Below are 23,237 nucleotides of genomic sequence, written 5' to 3'. Positions count from 1 at the left end.
ATGGAATATGAGAATTTATCGTAGATTGTCTGCTCGAGGCTCCCGGTGGAAAGTCGTCGCGGTCTCGTCTGCGCTCGTCGTTGCGGTCGGGCTGCCCATCGTGCTGCTGGGCACATCGGAGGCCAACACGGTCGAACCGGTGCGGCCCGACTCGGTGCAGCCGGTCTCGGGAGCCTTGGCCCTGCCGCGCATTCCGTGGGAGGGTGGACCCGCGTACTGGGATAATTTCGAGAAGGCGCAGGCTGCCGGTTGGAGCGACCCGAACTTTTTTCCTATCGTGTCCTGGTTCGGAAATTTTAGCTCTGATGCTGAAGTGCAATATGACAAATCGTTGGGCATAAACACCTACAGCGGCATGTGGGAAGGTACCCCCTATCACCTGTTCGCCGACAACGGAGTGTTCTGGATCGGCGGAAAACTGAATGATAGTTTTGCCGACGACAGCGCAAACTGGGTGGGTCGCTTTCTTGACGATGAGGTCGATGGCCGGTTCACCCCGGCACAGGGACAGGCGCACCTGCAGGGAATTGTCGATGCCATTCCCGATGACGGCCGGTTCAAGTACGCCAATTTCACCCAGATGGTGGTGTCGACAGACCTCGATCAGCGCGTTGCGCAGCAGTACGTGAACGGGTATACCGATGTCGTCTCGGTCGACATGTATTGGTACTCGATTCCCTATTGTGACTGGCAGCCGTATCGGGACGCCTACCTCGAACCGGTGCAGCAGTCCAATTGCCGCACAGCGTCGAGCTACGGAAAAATTGCCACTGGACTAACGCGACAGGATGCCGTCGACGGCCACATGCAGCCCCGCTGGCAGTGGGTGGAAAACCTCAATGGCGGTCCATCCGAAGCGCCGCCAACGAACAACATCAACCCGGGCCAACTCAAGGGCGCAGTGGTGAGCTCCATAATTAACGAGGCCCGCGGAATTGCCTACTTCAACCAGAGCCTGGGCGGGTCGTGTCAGACGGTTAATGCCTTCCGGCAATCGCAAGTGACTCCGGAATTTTGCGGAAATGCCCAGGTCGAGGCCGTGAAAGAAGTGAACGCACAAATTCACGGGCTGGCCAGCGTCATCAACACCCAGTCATACGAGTATTCTTTCGGTGTCGAGCTGGACACCATGCTCAAAAGCCACGACGGGTGTGCCTACGTTTTCGCAATGATCGACGGATCATCGGTGCCGGGCGATCGAACCTTCATGCTGCCCTCGAGCGTGCACGGATCTTCGGCTGCTGTGCTGGGCGAGGGACGCACCCTCACAATCGATTCTGCCGGGCGCTTCCGCGATACTTTCTCCGAGGAATACAGCTATCACGTCTACCGCGTCAAGATCGATTAAGCGGATTCCGGTACCCGGGCATTCGAGAAAAGTCGAAGTGCGGCACCGCAGAGGCCCAGAACAAGGAACAGCATTCCCGCTGACATCGGGAAGGATAGTCCGTCAAAGAAGGCCATGATGACGGCCCCGGACAGGGTGGACGCGAGCAGGGCCAGTGCTAGCTGGCGGTCGATCCGAGTGGTCGCGCGCTCGCGAGCCAGACCGGCGGAGAGGAGCGCCGTGATCACAAGCGTGAGAAAAGCGACGAGCCCCAGAAGACCGAGTTCGATGGCCAGCAGCAGGTACTCGTTGTCGAAGATGTGATAGCGGGCCAGGAGCGTGCCGAACCCCTTCCCGACAAGGGGGAACCTGCTCACCAGCTCCACTGCGGTGTCGTAACTGTTCGTCCGGGAGAGGGTACTCGGGTCCGCCGCGATCCCCGTGAAGAGCCCGCGGATTGTTCCCAACAGGCCAGGCACCAAAACAGCGATCATGCCGGCAAGTGTCACGCCCAGAACACCGAGAACCAGCCGAACCCGCCCGGAGAAGCTGGGGAAGAGCACAACCAGGCCAACGAGCAGTCCGACCAGTTCTGACCGAGAGACCGAGAGAACTGAGGCGACAGCTATGATCACAGCCGGAAGCCAGCGTGCGATCAGGTGACGAGTCCTGTCTTCCAATGCCAAAACGATGGCGAGGGGAAACGTCAGGCACAGCACCAAGCCGTATTCCAAGGGCTGGCTGGCGGTCGCCGACGCTCGGGTGAAACCGCCGCGGGAGTTCAGGACTGCGAGGTCGGAACTCATTCCAGGGATGGAGATCCAGTCGATCAGGGGATTTCCGGTGAGAAACTGGGCGATCCCCACGACGGCCAGAACCGCCACCGCCCAAGTGATGCGTCGCAGGAGTCGGTGCAATGCCTTGACCGTGCGTAGGCCGTCATTGGCCACGAGCAGGATGCCAGCCCACGCCGCCAGGCGCAACATGCCGTTGTCTGCCGGATTCGTTTCGTCCGCTGGAAGCCCCCGCAAGAGAGCGGTGGCGTAGCTGAGTGCGCCGATGATGAGTAAACCGAAGACGGCGAGTCGAACGGGCTGCGGCCGCCAGCCCGATTGCGCATGGCGCTGCACCTGCCACCAGCACCACCACATTCCAGCAAGCAGGGCCCACAGGGATGCTGGCCGCCCGGCCGACCCGAGCGCGGTGAAGGTGAGGTTGGACGGCACCGCCAAGAGGAGCACAAGGTAAACCGTGAGCACGGTGAGGCCGTCGAAACCTCGAGTCTGGCCGTCCGTTCGCCGTCGGGAGATGCGCAGGATCGCGGCAGGCGACGCGCTCACTCGCGGGAGCTGGCGCGTAGGCCGCGTTGCCGAGACAGGAGCAACCCGTCGATGAAACCCAACCCGAGCAGCGATAGTGCCACGCCGCCGACCGCCACCAGGGCCACCACCCGGAACTGATCCTTGAGCACTAGCACGCTAGTGGGCTCGCCGGTGAGTTGCAATGCGTCGATCTGAGCCGTTGCTGGCACATCCGCTTGATTTTGGAGCGCGGTCAAGGTCTCGGAGATGGCCGTCAGCGCCCGGTCGAGCACGGCGGTCACGGCCGCATCGCTCGGCCCCGAAACGGATACCGCCAAGAGTGGGCCGCTGCTTGCCGGGTCTCGAGCCACGGAGATCTCCGCGCCTGGATGGCCGAGCAGAATATCTTGTCGCACCGAGTTCGAGTTCATGGCTGCCGCCAGAACCTCACTTGCCTGGCCGAGACCGCCGAGATAGAGGTAGGGGTTTCCCCCGGCGGGAATAGTCTGAGTGCCCGGCATCAGCAGGATGCTCGCCGCGCGCTCATAGCTCGGGGGTGCGGCGGAATACGCGGCGAAAGACAGGGTTGCGGTGAGCGCAAGTGCCGCTAGCAAAAGAAGCCAGCGGCGTGCCAGACTGCCCAGAAAATTGTTGAGGGTCATTTCGATTGCACTTTCTGCGATATTCGGTCGATCGTGACGGCCAGGAATACCGCCACTGCGAAGCCAACGAGGATGAGTGAAACCAATGCCCGGACGCGGGCATCGGTGGAGCTTCCGACATAGTTCGCACTCGTCTCATCGGGCACCCGCTCGATGTGAATTGTGTCGACGATAGGCACGCCGTTGCTCTGCTGCCGGTGCGCGACCAGGGCGGTGATGCGCGTGACGAGCCCGTCAACTGTTGCCGTGACCCACTCTGGATCCGGTCCAACGGCGCGAACCGTGAGCACCGGATCTGGAAAGCTGTATTGCCACTGTCCGCCGCGGTTGGGCATGAGCACCTGGTAGCCCTGATCAACCCCCGCACCGAAGAGGGGGGCGCGTTCGGCCAACCGGTTAGTGGGGCGCCCGTTGTGTACCTCACTCTCAATGGCGGAGGCGAAACTGACAAGGGTTACCCTCCGCTGGTCGTTGAACGGCGCGAGGGCAACATCTCCCGGGGCAACGAAGACAACCTGAACCTCGCTGTAATATGAGCCGGGCCGCGCGAGGGTGGCATACAGGAGGCCGGTCCCTATGAGCACCACCATCACGACGTACCACCGTCGCGCGAGAATCTGCAGCAGGTCGCGAGTCGTCAACGGACCCACCGAACGAACCGGAGTTTGATATCGGCCAGTCCCGCCGTGCCAAAGAGCCGTACAGCCACCCATTTGACCCCGGCGCGCAGTGCCTCCCTTGTGATTCTGGTTGGCACCGAGATCAGATGGTCGATGAGCATCCGGCGATGCGCGGGCACGGTGAGCACGTTGAGTCGAGGCCCGAATAATTGGGCGTATGGCAGCGGAGATACAAGCCGACCGCGCACCCGATTACTGACGTTCGAGCCGTGCACCACCTGGAGCCAGCCGGGTGCGCCATCGATTTCGATAACGGGCATGGACTCGCCCAGGCGGTTGTGCCAGCCCGCCCAGCAGGAAACGGGGTCGTCCCAGTTTTCCCACACGGAGCAGAAGGCATTATGTGCATCCCGCCGCAGGTAGACACGGTTCCGACTCACTATGAGGCCGTTCGTGAGGTAGACGGCAGCACGGTGCTGGGGGACATCCGCTTGCTGCACTCGGTCCACGAAATCTGTGGCAAGGCCGTCGTCGTTGTCCAGATTGGTGGTGATGAGTACATCGCGCTTTCGACCCACTACGGTGCGAATATCAGAAATGAGTTCAGCTCGGCTCACCGAGGAGCGAAACACGGCACGAAACACGCCATCCGCCTGAAGAGCGGTCACACGTTGCCGAAGCCAGGCTGGACTTTCGGGATCGAAATAGATGATCCAGGTGAAGTTCTGGTTGGTCTGGGAGCGAACGGATGGAACGCAGTAGCGCTCGAACAGGATGATCCGCTCAGCCAGCCAGCCTTCCTGTGCCCGAATCACTCGTTCCGGTCCAGCGGAGGGCAGGTTGAATCGGGTCAACAGCACGTGTTCGATGCTGGATGAGGCGATCGGGCCGACCTTCGCGGCGCGGGTCGGGGTCGCGTGAGGCAGGCCGTGCCAACGGCTGCGACGAGCCAGAATGGTGGCCGTATGGCGTTGGGCGGGTTGGTTCAGCCGCAGGCAGGCATGGAGCATGACCGCACCGCGAATCCAGGCGGCGTGCGCTGGCGTTCCCCACACCTGCGCATAGCGTACCCGGTTGACGGCCATCAGTGCTGTCTGAGCGTATGATCCGCCCGATCCGCCCTGCCGGTGGCGAATGATGGCCGCCGGTTCGAACCAGACGACGGCCCCAGCGCGGCGGGCGCGGCGAAAATAGTCCGTTTCCTCGGAGTACAGAAAATAGCGTTCATCCCAGTCCCCGAGGCGTTCAGCCAGGTCGCCATTGATGAGAAGGGCAGCGCCGGTGGCCCACTCCACAGGTCGGGGAAGTCGATAGTGTGACGCCCTGCGATCGATCTCCGACAACCAGCCAGGGCGACGACCGAGCTGATTCCCGAAAAGAGCGTCGCCGAAAGTGCGCGCTACGGACGGTTCACGGCGGAGCGAGGCCTGGCGCACGCCGGCTAGGTCTTGCAGGAGAGGCACGACGATCCCCGCCCCGGTCTGCGTCATTCTGCTGTGGAGGGCGGCAATGGCGCCGGGCATCACCTCGACGTCCGGGTTGAGGATCAGTATTGCCCGTGAGGTGCCAATCGCGCGGCGGGCGATATTGATCCCGGCGGCGTAGCCGAGATTGCCCCCGCTGTGCAGCACTCGTACGTCCGAGTGGGCGGCCAGCTTGATCAGGGTGTCGTCGGTTGAATCGTTGTCGACTACGACGACACGCAGTCGCAGGGTCGGAGCCCCAGCCTTCAGGCTGTGCAGTACGGTGTCGATTTCGGTTCCATTGTTGTACGTGACAATGACCACATCCACGTCGACATCCCCTGCCACGCAGGGGCCTGCCATCAGGGTCATAGCCACTCCCCGTTAGGACGGGCGCGCGTGCATGAAATTCTGGGCGTGTTCACGTGGTATCCCTTGCCGGTCGAGCAATGGTTGAGGAGGTTTCGCTGCTGGCGTGCAAAATGCATTGAGTCTTACTCATTTGATCTGACGCTCGAGGTTAGCGCCCACCGGGGGTATCGGCGACGCCCCCGAAGGGGGCGCGGTTGCCGCAGCGAGGTAGGCCCTTGCCGCCGCCGCCGGCTTCACTGCAGCCGGTGCCGATGGGATGGTTCCGCTTTCTTCGGAGCGGCTGGAGTCGTCCCGCTCCCAGAGGGGCAGAGACGTGCGCGCGGTCCACGGCTGGTTCAGGCGAGCTGCGAGGGTGAGCACGCCGTACCAGCAAGCATCCACGGCGTCGGCCGGCCCTCGCACCGACGCGAGAATCGCCAATACCCGTTTTTGCGTGGATCCGGCAGTGTCGAGCTCCACGACACCACGCCGCTGTCTGGTCAGCACCGCGAGCAGCCCGGCCGCGTGGCGTGGTGTACGTACGAGGGTCGGCACCGACGACAGCGCTCGCTTCTCCGATTCTGTGAACACGCTGTCGACGAATGCGTCGTCGGCGGTCAATTCTGGGAAGCGGCCAAAACGGTCATGTCCTTCGGCGCTAAGCGCATACCCTCCGGCTCCCCAGAGCACAGCACCCGTATCCGGAATTCGCACGCGAGCCCGGTAGTAGCATCGAACCGGGAGTGAAGCCCCGGTCGTGTCGTAGGAAAAAGCGGGGCGTGCAGCCAATATCGACGGCGAACGCACGGCCTCGAACACGTCGAGCACTGCGCCAGGTGTGATCTCAATGTCAGCATCGAGATACAGACGAGGCCACGATTGTGCGGTGTCATCGCCGACATTCATCGCGCCCGGTTTGGACGCATTCTCGATCTCGAGCACGACGACTCCGGCGAAGCGACGGGCCAGCGCCGCCGTAGAGTCAGTGCATCCGTTACAGACAACGATGACCTCGACCTGGCCTTCCGCGGCCAGGCCCGCAATCGACCCAAGGGTGCGCTCGATCACGTCAGCTTCATTGTGTGCCGGGATGATGATGGCACCGTGCCGGCTACCGGGTGCGACGCTCTGGTGGGGATTGGTGACCAGGGAAGGATGTGGTTCTAGCCGCGACGGCCGTTTCACCCTGGAATAGACAGCGTCGGATTTACTGGTGCGTCGAACCAGAAGGTAGGCGGCCGGACCATCGACGAGGTAGCGTGACGCGAGGCGGGTGGGCTCGATCGCCAGACGCCAGGCCCACTCCAAACCGTGATTAGCAACCCAGCGCGGAGCGCGACGAACGCGTCCGGCCATAAAATCCACGACGGCGCCGAAGGCAAGTAGCACGGTCGCCCCCGTTTGTGGGCCGTGTTCGGCTATCCACAACTCCTGCCGTGGTTTTCCGAGCCCCACGACCAGCAAGTCGACATCGGCACTCTTGATCTCCGCAGCGAGGGCTGCCGAGCGCGCCGGGTCTGATACGACCTCGCGACTCGGTGCCCAATAACCGGCCACCCGCAACGTTGGCTGTGAGCGCGCGAACTCGGAGCGCAGACGTTGGTGGGTCTCTTCCATACCCCCGAGAAAGCCGACACGTACGCCTAAGTGCCCGGCTCGCTCAAGAATGGGTCCGATCAGGTCGCTGCCGGCGATACGTGGCCAGCGATGCCCTGTCAACCGTCGCGCGTGGGCGGCGAGCGGTGCTCCGTCGATCAGCTTGAGCCATTCGACGGATGCTGAGCGGTTTTTGGGCGGTACACGGTGCAGGATTCCGGCCAAATGTGCACCGGTTCCGAAATGATGAACGTGATCGAGGTTGACTGAGGCCACCGCGAGTGGGGCTTCCGTTCTGTTGGTGAGGTGATTCGAAATGCGTTCCAGCGCATCCTTCATTTCCATCAGGTCGACCACCGACCCGCCCAGCACGATTCGTGAATCATTGACTGTCATCTGTAGCTCCAAAGGGGTCTGGCGCGCGGGGCGCACGGGGAGGGATGGATGCCCGGGGTCAGGTCACGGCCGCTTCTAGGAGCGCGCCGCCGCATTCGTAATACCGGTCACCCGTGACTGGACAGACGAACCGGCCGTCTCCTTCGTCGGTGAGCGGATGGCCGCTGCGCCCCACCCAGCCGATGCGCCGGGCGGGCACTCCGGCGACCAGGGCGTAGTCGGGTACATCCCGGGTCACGACGGCGCCGGCAGCGACCATCGACCATCGCCCGATCGTCAGTGGGGCGATGCACACGGCGCGGGCACCGATCGAAGCACCCGTGCGCACGAACACGCCGACGGCATCCCAATCCTTCGCGGCTTTAAGTGTGCCGTCGACATTCACTGCCCGTGGAAATGTGTCGTTCGTAAATACGGCCGCGGGACCGACGAAGACGCCATCCTCCAAACGGGCAGGTTCGTAGATCAGGGCATAGTTTTGTATTTTGCAGTTGTGCCCTATGGCGACGCCAGGGCCGACATACGCACCCCGCCCCACAATGCAATCTCGGCCGATAGCGGCGTGCTCGCGCACTTGGGCGAGGTGCCAGATGGCCGTCCCTGATCCGATGTCGGCTTGTATGTCGACGTTGGCGGTGGGGGCGATGGTGGCGTGCGGGAATGTCGCGGAGTCGGTCACTCGGTTGTCCGTTCGAAACCCGCGTTCGGTGCGGCGCTGCGCGCGGAAGTAACCAATACTGGGGGGTGACTGGGTGTAGGAAATCGACGGACTGACGCCTTCATGGAATCCCTGCAGTTCGGAGGAATAGGAGTTTCTGGAAGGCGCCAATCGGGCATATTTCGGGGGATTCCCACCGTGATGCGTCCGGCTTGCGGTCAACTTGAATATCTCTCAAGTACCAGTGAGTGCACCATATCGGGGTGGACGCGTGTGGCGGTACGACCCGTCCGGGGGCTGGTCGCTCTCAGCTCGAGCCGCTAGGGTGCAGCAACGCATGAGCTTCGTGCCACGCCGCTTACGGAATTGTCGATGTGCGCGCCGCTTCGACGCGGCGATTGCAGGCCAGAAAGTCGTTATTGTGGGCCGCGGCCCCACGATTGGTTACTCGTTTTGTTGCCTTCTGGGTGCTTTCGGAGCTGGCAACGGCCTCGATGTGACGGTCGCCGGGGATCTCCAAATGAGCCCCGCGGCGGCGGTCCGGTGATTCACGCCACTGCGCCTTCGAACGTGGTCATGGACGCCGAGCAGGCCCTGCTGGTCTAGCGGCGGCTTAGGCGGCTGACTGGAACAACCGTGATTTTGAAAGGGTGGCGCACAAGCGTTCTGCGGTGACCCAGCGTTTCTTGGTGCTATTGAGCTTGATTTTAGACGGCGAGGGCTGCGCGGTGCAGTTCGGTGTGATCGAGATAGTTCTCGGCGTTGCGACGGATGCTGGCGATCTCCTCGTCGGTCAGGGGGCGCCGAACCTTAGCAGGGACACCGGCTACGAGCGAGCCGGGCGGCACGACGGTGCCGCCGAGCACGACGGCTCCGGCAGCAACGAGCGATCCGGAGCCGATGACGGCGCCGTTCAGAATGGTCGCGGCCATGCCGACGAGCACGTTGTCTTCAATCGTGCAGCCGTGCAGCACGGCGCCGTGCCCGACCGACACTCCCGTGCCGAGAGTGAGAGGAAAGTCGGTGTCGACGTGGCAGGAGACGTTGTCCTGCAGGTTCGAACCGGCCCCGATCGTGATCGGCTCGAGTTCTGCGCGCAGCACGGAGTTGTACCAGACGCTGGCCCGGTCGGCGAGGGTGACATTGCCGACGATGACGGCGCCGGGGGCGATGAACGCGGTTTCAGCGATGCTCGGAGCCGGTGTGTTCGGCAGGGCAATGATTCGGGCGGCGCGCTCAGTACTCATACGCGTCAGCCTAGCCGAGCCGCTCCCGGGGCCCCCTCCGTTGAGAAGCCCCGGGAAGCCCCGGGAAGCCCCGAGAAGCCCCGAGAAGCCCCGGGAAGCCCCGGGAAGCCCCGAGAAGCCCCGAGAAGCCCGGGGCCTAACGGCTCAGGGGCGCTTGCCACCGTCGCGGGCTGCCCCATCGGCAGCGTGCACCACGAACAGGTCGGGGGTTGCGAAGCCTCGGTCGGCGAAGGCCGCCAGCACGGCGGCCGTCACGGCCGGCACTTGGTCGGTCGGCGTCAGGGCAATGGCCGCGCCACCGAAGCCGCCGCCGGTCATGCGCGCGCCGATAGCACCTGCGCTCCGGGCGGTGTCCACGGCCACGTCCAGTTCGGGGGCTGAAATCTCGAAGTCGTCACGCATCGACCGGTGTGAGGCATTCAACAGCGGTCCGATCGCGGTGCATCCGCTTGATCGCAGGATCTGCACGGTGTCGAGAACGCGTTGGTTCTCCGTCACGATGTGACGCACTCGGCGAAAAGTTTCGTCGTCGAGCAGTGCCTGCGCTCGGGGGAGATCGTCCAGGCTCAGATCGCGCAGTGCCGGCACACCCAAAGCGCGGGCGCCGGCCTCGCACGACGTTCGGCGGGCGGCGTACCCGCCCGTCGCGTGCGAGTGGCTCACCCGGGTATCGATAATGAGTAGCTCGAGGCCGGCCGGGTTGAGTCCGAGCGGGATGACCTCAGCCGCAAGGCTTCGGCAGTCCAGAAATACCGCAGCGTCGGGCTGGCCGAGCAGCGATGCCGACTGGTCCATGATGCCGGTCGGGGCACCGACGACCCGGTTCTCGGCGAGCTGGCCAACGCGGGCCAGTGTCGACCGATCGAGGTCCAGGCCCCACACGTCGTTGAGGGCTACCGCGACGGCGCTTTCGAGCGCTGCCGACGACGACAGCCCGGCTCCTACCGGCACGTCGGAGTCGATGTAGACCTCGAAGCCCGGCACGACGGCGAGGTCCGCTCCGAACTGCCCGAGTGCCCAGGCCACGCCCAGCGGGTACGCTGACCAGCCGTCGAGGTTCTCGGGAACCAGCTCGTCAAGGGAAACCTCGACGGTCTCGGCCGCGAAAGAACTCGCCACGCGAACGACTCGGTCGGTTCTGGTCGCGAGCGCAACGACCGTGCGCCGGTCGATGGCGAGTGGCAGCACGAACCCGTCGTTGTAGTCGGTGTGCTCACCGATCAGGTTGACCCGGCCGGGCGCCGACCACAGGCCTGTCGCCAATCGATGGAACCGACTCTGGAAGCCAGCCTGGGCCGCGCGACCCAACGCGCTGACCGCGCCGGCGCCGTCAGCATTCCGGACGGTCACGAGTGCGTCCCCAAAGCAATTGCGGCGGAGTCCGCCTCGGCGGCGCGCGCGACGGCCGCGCGAATCGTGGCGGCAGCATCCTCTGGAGTGACGTCGCCGATCCAGGCGCCCATGGCGGCCTCCGAACCGGCGAGAAACTTGAGCTTGTCCTCCGCGCGTCGCGGGCTGGTCAGCTGCAGCATCAAACGGATGTCCGCCCGATGCACCCGCACCGGCGCCTGGTGCCACGCGGCAATATAGGGAGTCGGGGTCGAGTAGATCGCATCGATGCCGCGCAGCAGCCGACGATACAACACGGCCAACTCATCGCGCTCGGCGAGGGAGGTTTCGGCAAAGTCCGGTACCTGGCGGTGCGGTAGCATGTGCACTTCGATCGGCCACCGCGCGGCGAAGGGCACGAAGGCACTCCAGTGTTCGCCGCGAAGAATAATCCGGTCGCTGGACTGTTCGCTCGCCAGAATATCGGCGAAGAGGGTGGCTCCATAGCGGTCGATGGAGTCGACCAAACGCTGGGTTCTGGGGGTGACGTACGGGTACGAGTAGATCTGGCCATGCGGATGCCGCAGGGTCACCCCGATCTGCTCACCCCTATTCTCAAACGGGAATACTTGTTCAACGCCCGGCAACTGCGACAGCACGTGGGTACGTTCTGCCCAGGCCTCAATGACGGTTCGGGCTCGAATCACCGACAGGCTGGCAAAGGATCCCTCATGCTCGGGACTAAAGCACACCACCTCGCAGCGGCCAACGGACGTGCGGGTACGACCGATGCCGATGCGGTCGAGATCGGCCGGATCAACCGGGGAGGCATCCGCCAGGAGAGGACCAAATGAGGGGGACTTATTCTCGAAGACGGCCACGTCGTAGTTGCTTGGAATCTCCGAGGCGTTGCCGGGGGATTGTGGTGCGAGCGGGTCGAGATTGGCGGGCGGCAAGAACACCCGGTCTTGGCGATTAGCGGCAATGGAGACCCATTCGCCGGTTAGTGGATCTTGACGCATGGTCGCGGTGGTCGCCCGGGCGGCCGGTTCACGCAGGTCGGGTTCCCGATTCGGCGACAGCGCAGTGTCGGGGTCGTCGAAATAAACCAGGTCGCGACCGTCGGCGAGAGTGCTGAACTGCCGCGCAATCTTCTCATCGGCGACAAAGTGCGGGCGGGGGGTGTCTGGATTCGTCATGGCCCTGTCACAGTAGCAAATTTGTGCAAACGAAACCAAATAATTGCGTATTGAAAAGCAAAAGAAACTAAGTGATACTTATTTGATGACCGCAACCGAACCGACGCGCAGCCCGATACCCGATTCGCTTCCCGCTCACGTTCGCCGCGAGCAAGCGCAGCGCCTGGTGGACGAACGAGGCTTCGTGCGGGTGAGCGAGTTGCGGAGCGCCTTCAACATTTCGGGAGTGACGGCCAGGGCCGACCTTGACGCCCTGGAACTTCGGGGCGCTGTTCGGCGCGTGCACGGCGGAGCGGTGCCGGCGCATTCCCCGGGCGATGGCGAAAGTTTTCGCGCCGAACGCGAGCACTCGTTCGAGGAAGCTCTGAAAGCCTCCATCATTCCCAAGCAGCAAATTGCCCAGATCGCGGCGGGGCTCGTGCAAAGTGGGCAGAGCGTGATTCTTGACGTGGGCACCACGACCCACGCGGTTGCCCGTGCATTGGTTGCTCGGGACGACCTGCATGACGTTGTCATCATCACCAATGGGCTTAGCATCGCCCTGGAATTGGAACAGGCCATCCCACGGTTCTCCGTGATCGTCACCGGAGGGTCACTGCGCCCGCTGCAGCATTCGTTGGTCGAGCCGCTCGCCGGGTTGGTGCTCAGTCAGGTTCATGCCGACCTGGTCTTCATTGGCTGTAACGGCGTCGACATTGCGGGCGGTGTCACCAACATCAACCTGCCGGAGGCCGGAATTAAAGCGCTCATGCTCACCGCGGCGGAGCGGGTGGTTGTCGTGGCCGACCGATCCAAGCTGGGCCAGGTGCATCTCGGCCGGGTGGGCCCGCTGAGCGCCTTCCACACCCTCATTACGGATGCCGCTGCGGATCCGGCGATGCTGGATTCGTTGCGTGAGGTCGGACTGACCGTCTTACTCCCCGAAATCGCGCATGGTGCGCCAGACCGGCTCTAGGCTAAACGGATGCGCGCACCGACCGGAATTCAATACGGCCTGACTTTGCAGACCGCGAACGGAACGTCCCGAGCCGTCGTGACCGAGGTGGCGGCAGGTCTCCGGGCATATTCCGTGAACGGCATAGACCTGATCGAGAGCTTTTCCGAGGCATCCCAACCGCCCATGGCTGCCGGCATCGTGCTCGTGCCGTGGCCCAATCGCATTCGCGACGGTAAATGGATCCAGAACGAGGTTACCCGCCAACTCGCGCTCACCGAGCCGGCCCGCCACAACGCCATCCATGGGCTGCTCCGCTTCACTGCCTACCGTGAGGTGTCCCGGCAGAGCGATTCGGTAACGCTCGGCGCGACGAGCTTTCCGCAGTCCGGCTACCCGTTTCACCTCGACACCGAGGTGAGCTATGCCCTCACTCCGAACGGTCTGAACGTGACACACCGGCTGACCAACGTCGGTACCGAGGCGGCGCCGGTAGCTGTGGGAGCGCATCCGTATCTGAAAATAGGTGACGTACCGACTGGCGATCTCGTGGTACGAGTGGACGCCGCAACCCATATCGACGTAGACGACCGCCTCAACCCGACCGGCGAAACTCCCGTCGATGGCACCCGTTTCGACCTGCGCGGGGGCGTCGTGGTCGGCGACCTCGATCTCGATGATGGCTTCGGCGGGGTGGGCCTGGCCCGTCCCGGTTCCGGCGCGCCCGGCGAACACACCCTCACTGCAGCGGATGGCCGCAGCGTCACCCTGTGGGGCGACGAGAATATGCGCTATGTACAGGTCTTCACGCCGCACATTTTTCCGGTGCGAACCGGAGCCGTCGATCCAATCCGCGGCCAGGCGATCGCCATCGAACCGATGACGGCACCCGCCGATGCGTTCAACTCCGGCGCTGGCCTGCACTGGCTGCAACCGGGGGAGGACTGGATCGTGCGCTGGGGCATCCGTCACGCCGGGTTCGACTTTTTCGCCTAAGCCGGTGGATGCTGCCCGGCCACCACGACCAGTTCGGCCAGCACGCGCCGAACAGATGCCCGGGCGAGGGTTTCCGGTCGACTCAATGCATCGATCTGCCGCGCCACCGGCAGGTCGCGGAACGGCACGAGCACCACGCCGTCACCCTCGCGGGGCGCCATCGTGTACCGCGGCAGCAGCGCAACAGCCGCTCCGGTAGCCACGACCGAAGCCGCCACGAAGAACTCGTTGATGCGATGCACGATCCGAAGTGGCTGACCCGCCGCCGCGGCGACCACGTTCACCGCCTCCGCGAGCGGAAAACCGACGTGCCCGGAGACCCACGGTTCGTGGCGAATATCATCAACCGACAGGGACGCGCGACCGGCGAGCGGATGCCCGACCGGCACGGCCACATCGAACGGCTCCAACAACAGCGGCGTGACCGCAACCGTACTCGGCCAATCCGGATCATGAGGAACCCGGTGCGCAATGACCAGGTCATAGTCGGCGACGAGCGCAGCAAAGCGCTCCCGCGGCACATCTTCGTCGCCACAGCCCACGGTCGGCCCGCCACAGGAGTGCAGGCGGTTCAGTAACGGGCCGAACCAGGCCAGACCGGCACTGTGGAACGCGCTCACGGTCACCGGCAGTCCCGGGTCGTTCTGAAACCGCGCCACGGCCTCATCGGCGCGCGCCATCGCCGTTGATACGTCGGCAGCCGCCAGCGCGAGCGCCACCCCGGCCGGCGTCAATCCGAGCACACGACCGCGTTTCTCGGTGAGGGGAACGCCGGCTCGTCGCTGCAGGGCGCTGAGGTGCTGCGAAACCGCCGATGACGAGACGTGCAGCGCACGGGCCACTGCTGCGACGCTTCCGCGTTCGCCGAGTTCCCGCAACACAGCCAATTGACGCAATTCCATAAGCTCAGGCTAAAGCATCCGTTGAAAAAAAGGCCTCTAGAATTAATGGATGCCGCCCAGCACCATTAACCCATGACCATTCCGCCACCCCACCGCACTCTGCCCGGCCGAACGTTGCTGCCCGGCCGAACGTTGCTGCCCGGCCGAACGGTGCTGCCCGGCCGAACGGTGCTGCCGCACCTCGGGCGCTATCGCGTCGATCTTGTGCTGCTGCTCGTGGCCGCGGTCTGGGGTGGAAGCTACCTCAGTGCGAAGGTGCTCACCGAACAGGCGAGTGTATCGGCCGTGCTCGCGCTGCGCTTTCTGGTCGCGGCGCTCGCCCTGCTGATCGTCTGGGTGATGCGGCGCGAACGACTGCCGTCGCGGCGCGCGCTCGGGGTCGGCGTGTTGCTCGGGGTGACCCAGGCGAGCATTCTCTGGCTTGAAACTCAGGGCGTGGCATTCACGTCGGCCACGAATGCGGGCCTCATCATCAGCCTGACGATCATTGTCACTCCGGTGCTGGAATCGGTCGTGGCCCGCCGGTGGCTGCCGCGCCCATTCTTCGTGGCCGCGGTGCTTGCCGTTGTCGGCGTCGCCCTGCTCGTCTCCGACAACGGGTTTGCCCAGCCGAATGTGGGCGACCTGCTCATTCTCGCGGCGGCGCTCGTGCGCTCCCTGCACGTGACGATGATGGGCCATCTCACCCGTGGGCAAAGTGACAGCACCATCACCCTCACCCTGTTGCAGGCGCTCGTCGGGGCGGTCGTCTTTAGCGCTTTCGATATCCACGGCCTCGTCGCGGCAGTCTCGACCTTCGACGTAGCTGCATGGATCGGCGTGCTCTACCTTGGCCTGGCCTGCAGCGTGTTCGCGTTTCTGGCGCAGATGTGGGCGATCCGCCGCACCTCGGCGGCCAGGGCCAGCCTGCTCATGGGCACCGAACCGATCTGGGCGGTGCTCGTGGGGGTGTCGCTCGGCAGCGAAGCCCTCGGCCTCATCGGGGCAGTCGGTGCCGTGCTGATCATCGTGGGAACGTTCTGGGGCCAGCGCATCGAAGCGAGCCACCGTTTGAACGTGGGGTGAGCTTCCGTTCGGGTGGTCCGGTCAGCGCGCCCCTTTTGCCGAGCCGTGAGTTTTCACCCGCGACGTTCGCCGAGCCGTGAGTTTCGGAGCGCTGAATCGTTTGAATGGGCGCAAGACTCACGGGTCGGCAGATGCAACTCACGGGTCGGTGACGCGAGCACACGGGTTGGCGAGGAAGGGGAGGCCGACCAGCACCCAGCCGATTGTGCTGAGCCCTACTAGGCGGTGTGCGGGTCGACACCGTCGGCCACGGCCGCCTACCAGGGACGGGGCCTGGGCCCGGTCCACGGGCCCAGTTTAGAAACTGGGCCCGTGTTCAAAAGGTGGGCCCGGCAAGCGGATGCCGCGGCTCGCGTGCGTGTGTCAGCCGCGCAGCGCGGTCTCGAAGAGTTCGAGCAGGTGGGTGTAGAGCGCGTAGCTCGGCAAAGCCGCGATTGGAATGACCGCTTCGCCGGGCACGGCCTCTGCAGAGCCCACGCTGAGCAGACCGGCCGAGGGAGTGGCAATGACGCGAACCGACGCGTGCACCGAGCGAACCCGAAGTTCGGTCCACTCCTGGTTCCAGAAACGCTCAAACGCGTCGTTGGCGTCCGTTGGCGGCGCCAGGACGGCCGAAGCATCCGCCGCGAGACGCTCATCCAACGCCCTGACCGAGAGATGCCCGGGCTCAGTCGCACGTGTCCACGTCGGCCCGACACCCAGAAAGCGCAGGATGACGTCGACGGTCTGGCCGACCGGGCGCATCTCGATGGCGAAATTACCGGGATCGGGTGCATTCTGCGAAGTGGCGGAGAAGGCGAACAGAGTGGACTCGCCCCGCGTCCAGCTGCGCAGGCTTCGGGTGACCCCGCCGAGGGTCGTGCTGGCTTCGAGTTGGATGGCGCCGGCGTCCCAGTGAGTCACGACCTGCAGGGCAAAGGGGCTGAGCCGACGGCTGTTGCCCTCGAGCAGTCTGTTGGCCCGAAGCTCTGCCTGGGCGGGGGAGCGCCAGGGCAACGCACCGGTCGTGCGCGCAGCGAGCAGGGCGCCCTGTGCCGCCTCGGAGATCTCGAGTATCGGCGGGGTATACGGCTGAAACGAGGGAACCCGCCTCAGAAGTTCGAGCGGTTCCCCGGCCGCCAGGGTGGCAGCGCGGTCGAGTTTCGGGGCCGCGTCGACGTCTACCTGGGTGGCGCTGATCTCGCCGGACAGCACAAGCACAGTGGCAACATACGACAGCGTCGGCGCGCAGGCCAGAAACTGATGCGTCGCAGCGGATGCCGTGAGGCTAACGTGTCGCAGTCCGGTCGCCCAAATCCAGCGTTGGATGACGATCTGCTGGTCGCCCTGCGGGTAACTCGCCGTGATCATGCGCCCGTCCACAGCCTGCTTAGCCCACAGGTCGACCGCGATGATCTGCGAGCCGGGGTGGTCGGTGAGGATTGCCGCGATGGCGACGCTGGAGGCGGCCTCGATCGGCGCGGTCGACGGCGTCGACGTGAGAACGATATTGGGTCGAAATGCACCAGTGGCGGTGTTCGCGAGGGCGAGCACGCGCTCGGCACCCTCGTGCGACAGGCTCTCCCATCCGTCGAGGTCGGGCAGAGTGGCGCTGAACAACGTCATTTGAGTTCTTTCAGAGTTCTGAACCAGCCTGGCAACAGGAATCTAGGCAACCAGAACAGGGACATCGTGAATGTGAGCATGCTCAGAGCACCGATGGCGCCCAAAACGAGGGTGAAAGCCCTCGCCTCGGCAGCTAGCGCGAGAGGGCCTGCAGATAAGACGATCGCGGCAAGGCCCAGAAAAGTGAACCCGAAACCGACACTGTAGCCATAATGCCCGGGGGTGACGGGGACTATCCAGTTGTTCCAGATGCGGCGGTAGGCGAGTGTGCCGAGGGTCAGGGCGAGCAGCCCGATGCCGAGCAGAATCCAACTCATCCGAACAATCCGTTCCACGTGTCTTTGATGCCGTTGCCGATTTTGTCGCCGCCCCACCCGCCGGCAATGCCGCCGATCACTCCGCCGACGACGCCGCCGATTATCGTTCCCGGTCCGGGCAAAATGCTGCCGATGGCGGCTCCCGCCAATGCACCGGCCCACGCGCCACCTGCGCCGCCGGCCGCGCTCGCCCCTCCGACGATGACGGCGTTCTGGGTTGCGCTGGCTGCGCGGTCGCCGTCGTCCCATTCCGGGTGCGCCTTGAGGTCTGAGTTGTACTGGTCGGAGTATTGGCCCCACACGGTGAGGCCGACGCCGGCAACGCCCAGAACCTTGCCAGCGGTTCGCGCCCACGTGGGCGGCGCCACGGCGTCGAGGACGGCTGCCAGGAATGGCCTGGACTTCCAGCCGTCCGGCAGTGAGATGGAGGTTGGCACCGGAGAGGTTGCGGTTCCGACCGTGACCAGAATGCCGCTGGAAAGACGGGTGTACCCCACCCCCTTGATGATCTCGTCGGGCACGATCGCGTCGATGCGCGGAATAAGTGGGAGAACGGCGCCGGGGGTGGGCACATAGAGGATTCGATAGCGGTGCAGGAGCTCGGCTGCGAGGCCCTGTGCGACACCTCCGGGAACGCTGCTGAGCGCGTCAACGCCGGTGCTGCCCCACAGTGGTTGGTACTGCAGAAGGGAGCCGAGGGCTGAGGCACACTCCTCGTCGGCGGCGATTGCATTGGCATTAAACCGAGCGACGTCGGCTTGCAGAGTGCACCGAATCTGGCCGAAATCGATGGTGACCTCGGCGTCGAGACTCCCGAATGCGCTGATTTGCTGCCGGAGGTCATTCCTTCGCGTTTTCAGAGTGGAGAGCGTCGCGCTGTAATTGTCGAGCGCCGTTCGGGCGCTTCGGGTGGTCTGGCCAATCTCATCCACGATTGAGCGTGGTGTCGTCATGGCCGAATACACGGTGGAGCTTTCGGGAGCCTGGTATGCGGCCGGCATGCCACGCCACTGGCCCTCTGCGCGGGTCATCGATTCGGCGAGCGTGTCTGCGCGCATGACGAGAGTGGTGCCGTGCTGCTCGAGCACGGCTCCATCCGGCAGCGTTTCGAGCACGAAGGTGGTCATCGGGCTACCTCGTCGAGTTTCCCCTGATTATGTTCGGCCATTTCCAGATCGCCACGTTCGAAGGCGTCCACAGCCTCGGCAGTGTGAAGGGTCGCCGACTCGAGGTGGCTCTTGGCCTAGGCGACGCTGACTATTAATTGGAATTCGGCGAGCTCGAGCAGTGCCGTCGCGGTCCTCGATCCGGGCACGGCCGCCGAGGCCTCGGCCAACTCGCTGGTCAGCGCGGAAGCGGCGGTGTCGAACTCCGCGGCTTCTGCCGCGACAGCAGCGATGATGCGTCGAGTTTCGGGTAAATCAATAGACCATGACTGTGAAATGATTTCCCCTGTTCCCCTGTTCCCCTGTTCCCCTGTTCCCCTGTTCCGCTGCGCCGCGCCATATCGGGTACCGACGTGTTCCCCGCGCAAATCGACCCTATCCGATTGGGTTGTGTTTCACCTCGTTCGGGGTTGCGAAGCTGCACGCTCGCGCACGCTCGCCTCCGGGCGCAGATCGAGGCGGCGCAGCAGTTGCGCGTTCAGGGCAACGACCACGGTCGACACCGACATGAGCAGGGCCCCGATCTCCATCGGCAGTACGAAGCCGATCGGTGCGAGCGCACCCGCGGCGAGCGGAACCGACAGCAGGTTGTACCCGGCCGCCCACCAGAGGTTCTGCCTCATCTTGCGGTAACTCGCCTGCGACAACTCGATCACCGAGAGCACCGACCGCGGATCGTCGCTCGCGAGAATGACTCCCGCCGATGCGATCGCCACGTCGGTCCCGGCGCCGATCGCGATGCCGACGTCGGCCTGCGCGAGCGCCGGGGCGTCGTTCACTCCGTCGCCGACCATTGCCACGCGGCGGCCTTCGCGCTGCAGCTCGGCCACTTTGCGCGCCTTGTCCTCCGGATGCACGCCCGCGAACACCCGGTCGATGCCGAGCTCGGTTGCGACTGACTGGGCCACGGCTTGGGCGTCGCCGGTGATCATGACGACCTCGATGCCCTGTCGGTGCAGGGCATCCACCGCCTGCCGTGACTCCTCGCGGATCTCATCGGCCAGGCCGATCGCGCCGACGACAATGCCGTCGCGCAGCACGTGCAAAATGATAGCGCCCTGGCTCTGCCACGCCACGGTCTCGGCCAGCGGCGCCGCCTTGTATTCGTCGAGCATGTTCGGCCCGCCGACACTCACGCTGTGCCCATCGACCAGGGCGGTCACACCCACCGCCGCCGCAGTCTGAAAGTCGCTCGCCCGCGGCACGGTCAGAGCATGCGCGCGCGCAGAATTCACAATGGCGCGAGCCAGCGGATGTTCACTGTCACCTTCCACGGACGCCGCCCACGCGAGCACGTCGTCGCTCGAAAACAGGTTAGCGTCCGCCGAAGCCGCGCCGACTTGAGGAACGCGCGCTGCGGCATCCGCGTGGCTGCTTGCGACGGCCACGTGGCTGACCGTTGGCTCGCCCTTGGTGAGTGTGCCGGTTTTATCGAACAGAACCGAGGTGACCTGGCGCATGCTCTCAAGGGCGAGGCGATCCTTGATGAGCACGCCGCCCTTCGCTGCACGCTCGGTGGCGATCGACACCACGAGTGGAATCGCCAGTCCGAGGGCGTGCGGGCAGGCGATCACGAGCACGGTGATCGTGCGCACGACGGCATCCTGCGGCTGGCCGAGCAGCGTCCAGACGATCGCGGTCACGACACCGGCGCCGAGCGCGAACCAGAACAGCCAGCCGGCCGCCCGGTCGGCAATGCGCTGCGCCCGTGACGATGAGTTCTGTGCCTCGGTGACGAGCCGCTGGATTCCAGCCAGCGCGGTGTCATCGCCGACGGCGCTCACGCGCACCCGCAGGGCTGAATCAGTCGCGACCGTCCCCGCCACGACCTGGTCGCCGCGCGAGCGCCGTACCGGCCGTGACTCGCCGGTGATCATCGATTCGTCGACGTCGGACGTACCCTCGGTGACCTGACCATCGGCCGGTACGCGCCCGCCCGGCCGCACCACGACGAGGTCGCCGAGCACCAAGTCGCTCGGTGAGACCACCACACTGTGCTCGCTAACGAGGCCATCATCCTCGACCCGCTCGGCCTCATCGGGCAGCAGCGCAGCGAGCGATTCCAGTGCAGTGGATGTCTGCGCCAGCGAGCGCATTTCGATCCAGTGGCCGAGCAGCATGATCACGATCAGCAGCGCGAGTTCCCACCAGAAATCGAGCTCGGCGTCGATGAGGCCGAGGCTCGCGCCCCAGGAAGCAAGGAACGCGACCGTGATCGCCAGGGCGATCAGCAGCATCATTCCGGGCTTGCGCGCCTTCAGCTCAGACACCGCTCCGGTGAGGAAAGGTCGTCCGCCCCAGACATACATGACGGTTCCGAGCACGGGGGAGATCCAGGTGACGCCCGCGATGTCCGGCAGTGCATACCCGACGAGCGCCCCGAACATGTGGCTGAACCCCACCACGGGCACCGCGATGACGAGCATGGTCCAGAACAGGCGCCGGAACTGCCCGACGTGATCGCCGTGGCCTGTGTGGTTCATGGCGCCGTGGTTCATGGCCGCGTGATCCGGCTTTAGGTGAGCCGTGCTGCCGTCTGTGCCGTGGTCCGCGTCAGGCCGTGTCATATCATTTCCTCGATTCCGAATCTGAAGATATTCACGAAGTATACCCCCTTAGGGTATATTCATTTCAGTTCCGGTACCGACGAGCACCGTTGCACTGCAGCGCTCGTCGCCGCGGGCGAGGTGCCCGTGAACGGTTCCGAGCGGAACACGCAGGAATGAGCAGCACTCTGCCGCGCAATCGGGCAGGCTTAAGTCATGGCGCAGAGCATATCCACGGCACCCCCCGCCGAATCCCCGAACGACACTGCCCGCCGTACCGCGCTCACCCGCATGAAGCGACTCGCGGCCGGCCTGCTCGCCCTCATGGCCATCATCTTCACCGTCTCGTTCGCCCTGCAAGACCGCTACCCCTGGCTCGAATACGTGCGTGCCGCCGCCGAGGGCGGCATGGTCGGCGCCATCGCCGACTGGTTCGCCGTGACCGCCCTGTTTCGCTACCCGATGGGCCTGCGCATTCCGCATACCAACATCATCGCCAACCGCAAGGCCGAGATCGGCGCGAGCCTCGGCGAGTTCGTCGAGACCAACTTTCTTTCCGAGGCGGTCATCCGCGGCAAGCTCGAATCGGTACAACCAGCCCGCCGCGTCGGCGCCTGGCTCGGCGATGACAAGAACGTCGAAAGGCTCACCGACGAGCTCGCTGTCGCCGGCCAAGGGGTGCTCAACCTGCTCGGTGATGACGCCATCAAGAACCTCATCGAATCCGTCGCGCGCGAGCACCTGATCCAACCGGAGTGGGCCCCGAGCCTCGGCCGGGTGGGGGAACGGCTGGTCACGAGCGGCCAGCAGCACGCGGCCGTCGACCTGCTGCTCGACCGCGCCGACGGCTGGCTGCGCGACCACCCCGAAGCGTTCGGCCGCGTGGTGTCGCAGCGATTGCCCACTTGGCTGCCCGGATTCGTCGACAAGCTCGTCGATGACAAGGCCTACCGTGAGGTCCTCGCTTTTGTCGCGTCCGCCCGCCAGGACCGGCAGCATCCGGTGCGAAAGGCCCTGGATGACTACCTGGGAGAGGTCATGCACGACCTGCAGTATGAGCAGGCCATGATCAACCGCGTCGAAAATCTCAAGGCCGAGGTTCTCGACAATGCCAAGCTGCGCGAGTTCGCCGGCGACACCTGGGAGGCCATCAAGGCCTCACTCACTCAGGCGCTCGACGACCCGGCCAGCGCGCTGCTGGTGGGCATCCGCTCGACTCTGCACGACATCGGCAACCGCCTCACGACGGATGCCGCGCTCGGCTCCCGCATCGACCGCTGGCTCGCCGACACCGCCAGTCACGTCATCTCCACCTATCGCCACGAGATCGCCGGGGTGATCACCGAAACCGTGGAGCGCTGGCCGGCCGCAGAGACAGCCGCGAAGATCGAGTTGCAGGTGGGCCGCGACCTGCAGTTCATTCGCATCAACGGAACCGTGGTCGGCGCCCTCGCCGGGCTGGCCATTTTCACGCTCGCGAACGCGGTGGCCGCGCTGATTTGAGCCGGAAGTCCGGGAAGTAGCTGAAAATCACGGCCGTGGTGTTTGGGCTTTCCC

Annotated in this window: 19 protein-coding genes; 5 read left to right on the top strand and 14 right to left on the bottom strand. The window is 64.6% G+C overall.

Features of this window, described 5'->3' with window-relative positions; genetic code table 11:
• Positions 1-7: 7 nt before the first annotated feature.
• On the top strand, positions 8-1,348 hold the full coding sequence (locus tag E3T51_RS01795; protein WP_134526706.1) for a hypothetical protein: 1,341 nt from the start codon (positions 8-10) through the stop codon (positions 1,346-1,348).
• On the opposite strand, the gene E3T51_RS01790 is transcribed toward E3T51_RS01795, so the two are convergent.
• The 9 genes from E3T51_RS01790 to galT form a co-directional block, all read right to left on the bottom strand.
• Complete coding sequence (locus E3T51_RS01790) at positions 1,345-2,667, bottom strand: O-antigen ligase family protein (protein ID WP_134526703.1); 1,323 nt, start codon at positions 2,665-2,667, stop codon at positions 1,345-1,347. The genes E3T51_RS01795 and E3T51_RS01790 overlap by 4 nt on opposite strands.
• A complete protein-coding gene (locus E3T51_RS01785) occupies positions 2,664-3,290 on the bottom strand; it encodes a hypothetical protein (RefSeq protein WP_134526700.1) in 627 nt (208 codons plus the stop codon). The genes E3T51_RS01790 and E3T51_RS01785 overlap by 4 nt, the downstream gene beginning before the upstream one ends.
• A complete protein-coding gene (locus E3T51_RS01780; protein ID WP_134526697.1) occupies positions 3,287-3,931 on the bottom strand; it encodes a hypothetical protein in 645 nt (214 codons plus the stop codon). The genes E3T51_RS01785 and E3T51_RS01780 overlap by 4 nt, the downstream gene beginning before the upstream one ends.
• On the bottom strand, positions 3,928-5,745 hold the full coding sequence (locus tag E3T51_RS01775) for a glycosyltransferase (RefSeq protein WP_134526694.1): 1,818 nt from the start codon (positions 5,743-5,745) through the stop codon (positions 3,928-3,930). Before E3T51_RS01775 ends, E3T51_RS01780 begins: the two co-directional genes overlap by 4 nt.
• 126 nt (positions 5,746-5,871) lie before the next feature.
• Positions 5,872-7,716: a WecB/TagA/CpsF family glycosyltransferase gene (locus E3T51_RS01770; protein ID WP_134526691.1), complete on the bottom strand. Its 1,845-nt coding sequence runs from the start codon at positions 7,714-7,716 to the stop codon at positions 5,872-5,874.
• A gap of 58 nt (positions 7,717-7,774) precedes the next feature.
• Positions 7,775-8,362, bottom strand: a complete 588-nt coding sequence (locus E3T51_RS01765; RefSeq protein ID WP_420898397.1) for an acyltransferase — start codon at positions 8,360-8,362, stop codon at positions 7,775-7,777.
• 719 nt (positions 8,363-9,081) lie between these two features.
• Entirely contained in the window at positions 9,082-9,621 is a 540-nt protein-coding gene (locus E3T51_RS01760) for a gamma carbonic anhydrase family protein (RefSeq protein ID WP_134526688.1), read from the bottom strand.
• Positions 9,622-9,765: 144 nt separating this feature from the next.
• Positions 9,766-10,929, bottom strand: a complete 1,164-nt coding sequence (gene galK / locus E3T51_RS01755; protein ID WP_134526855.1) for a galactokinase — start codon at positions 10,927-10,929, stop codon at positions 9,766-9,768.
• 38 nt (positions 10,930-10,967) lie between these two features.
• Complete coding sequence (gene galT / locus E3T51_RS01750) at positions 10,968-12,149, bottom strand: galactose-1-phosphate uridylyltransferase (RefSeq protein ID WP_134526685.1); 1,182 nt, start codon at positions 12,147-12,149, stop codon at positions 10,968-10,970.
• An 85-nt stretch (positions 12,150-12,234) separates the two neighbouring features.
• Between galT and E3T51_RS01745 the strand changes: the two genes are divergently transcribed.
• Both E3T51_RS01745 and E3T51_RS01740 read left to right on the top strand, forming a co-directional pair.
• Entirely contained in the window at positions 12,235-13,104 is an 870-nt protein-coding gene (locus tag E3T51_RS01745) for a DeoR/GlpR family DNA-binding transcription regulator (RefSeq protein WP_174844547.1), read from the top strand.
• A gap of 9 nt (positions 13,105-13,113) precedes the next feature.
• A complete protein-coding gene (locus tag E3T51_RS01740) occupies positions 13,114-14,079 on the top strand; it encodes an aldose 1-epimerase family protein (RefSeq protein WP_134526682.1) in 966 nt (321 codons plus the stop codon).
• Here E3T51_RS01740 and E3T51_RS01735 read toward each other — a convergent pair.
• Positions 14,076-14,981 carry a LysR family transcriptional regulator gene (locus tag E3T51_RS01735; RefSeq protein WP_134526679.1) on the bottom strand — a complete coding sequence of 302 codons (906 nt, stop codon included), beginning with the start codon at positions 14,979-14,981 and terminating at the stop codon, positions 14,076-14,078. The two genes, E3T51_RS01740 and E3T51_RS01735, sit on opposite strands and share 4 nt — an antisense overlap.
• A gap of 72 nt (positions 14,982-15,053) precedes the next feature.
• Between E3T51_RS01735 and E3T51_RS01730 the strand changes: the two genes are divergently transcribed.
• Positions 15,054-16,046 (top strand): DMT family transporter, encoded by a 993-nt coding sequence (locus tag E3T51_RS01730; RefSeq protein WP_134526676.1) that lies wholly within the window; start codon positions 15,054-15,056, stop codon positions 16,044-16,046.
• A gap of 363 nt (positions 16,047-16,409) precedes the next feature.
• Here E3T51_RS01730 and E3T51_RS01725 read toward each other — a convergent pair whose 3' ends face one another.
• From E3T51_RS01725 to E3T51_RS01710, 4 genes are all read right to left on the bottom strand, one after another.
• Positions 16,410-17,651 carry a hypothetical protein gene (locus E3T51_RS01725; protein ID WP_134526673.1) on the bottom strand — a complete coding sequence of 414 codons (1,242 nt, stop codon included), beginning with the start codon at positions 17,649-17,651 and terminating at the stop codon, positions 16,410-16,412.
• Positions 17,648-17,968 carry a hypothetical protein gene (locus E3T51_RS01720; RefSeq protein WP_134526670.1) on the bottom strand — a complete coding sequence of 107 codons (321 nt, stop codon included), beginning with the start codon at positions 17,966-17,968 and terminating at the stop codon, positions 17,648-17,650. The genes E3T51_RS01725 and E3T51_RS01720 overlap by 4 nt, the downstream gene beginning before the upstream one ends.
• Entirely contained in the window at positions 17,965-19,095 is a 1,131-nt protein-coding gene (locus E3T51_RS01715; protein WP_134526667.1) for a hypothetical protein, read from the bottom strand. Before E3T51_RS01715 ends, E3T51_RS01720 begins: the two co-directional genes overlap by 4 nt.
• Positions 19,096-19,529: 434 nt before the next feature.
• Positions 19,530-21,701, bottom strand: coding sequence for a heavy metal translocating P-type ATPase (locus E3T51_RS01710; protein ID WP_134526665.1), 2,172 nt, complete (start codon positions 21,699-21,701; stop codon positions 19,530-19,532).
• Positions 21,702-21,896: 195 nt separating this feature from the next.
• Here E3T51_RS01710 and E3T51_RS01705 point away from each other — a divergent pair, with 195 nt between their 5' ends.
• Entirely contained in the window at positions 21,897-23,183 is a 1,287-nt protein-coding gene (locus E3T51_RS01705; RefSeq protein ID WP_134526663.1) for a DUF445 domain-containing protein, read from the top strand.
• The last annotated feature ends 54 nt before the right edge of the window (positions 23,184-23,237 follow it).

Source organism: Cryobacterium serini (assembly GCF_004404025.1).
GTDB lineage: Bacteria > Actinomycetota > Actinomycetes > Actinomycetales > Microbacteriaceae > Cryobacterium > Cryobacterium serini.
This window is presented reverse-complemented; position numbering and strand designations above follow the sequence as displayed.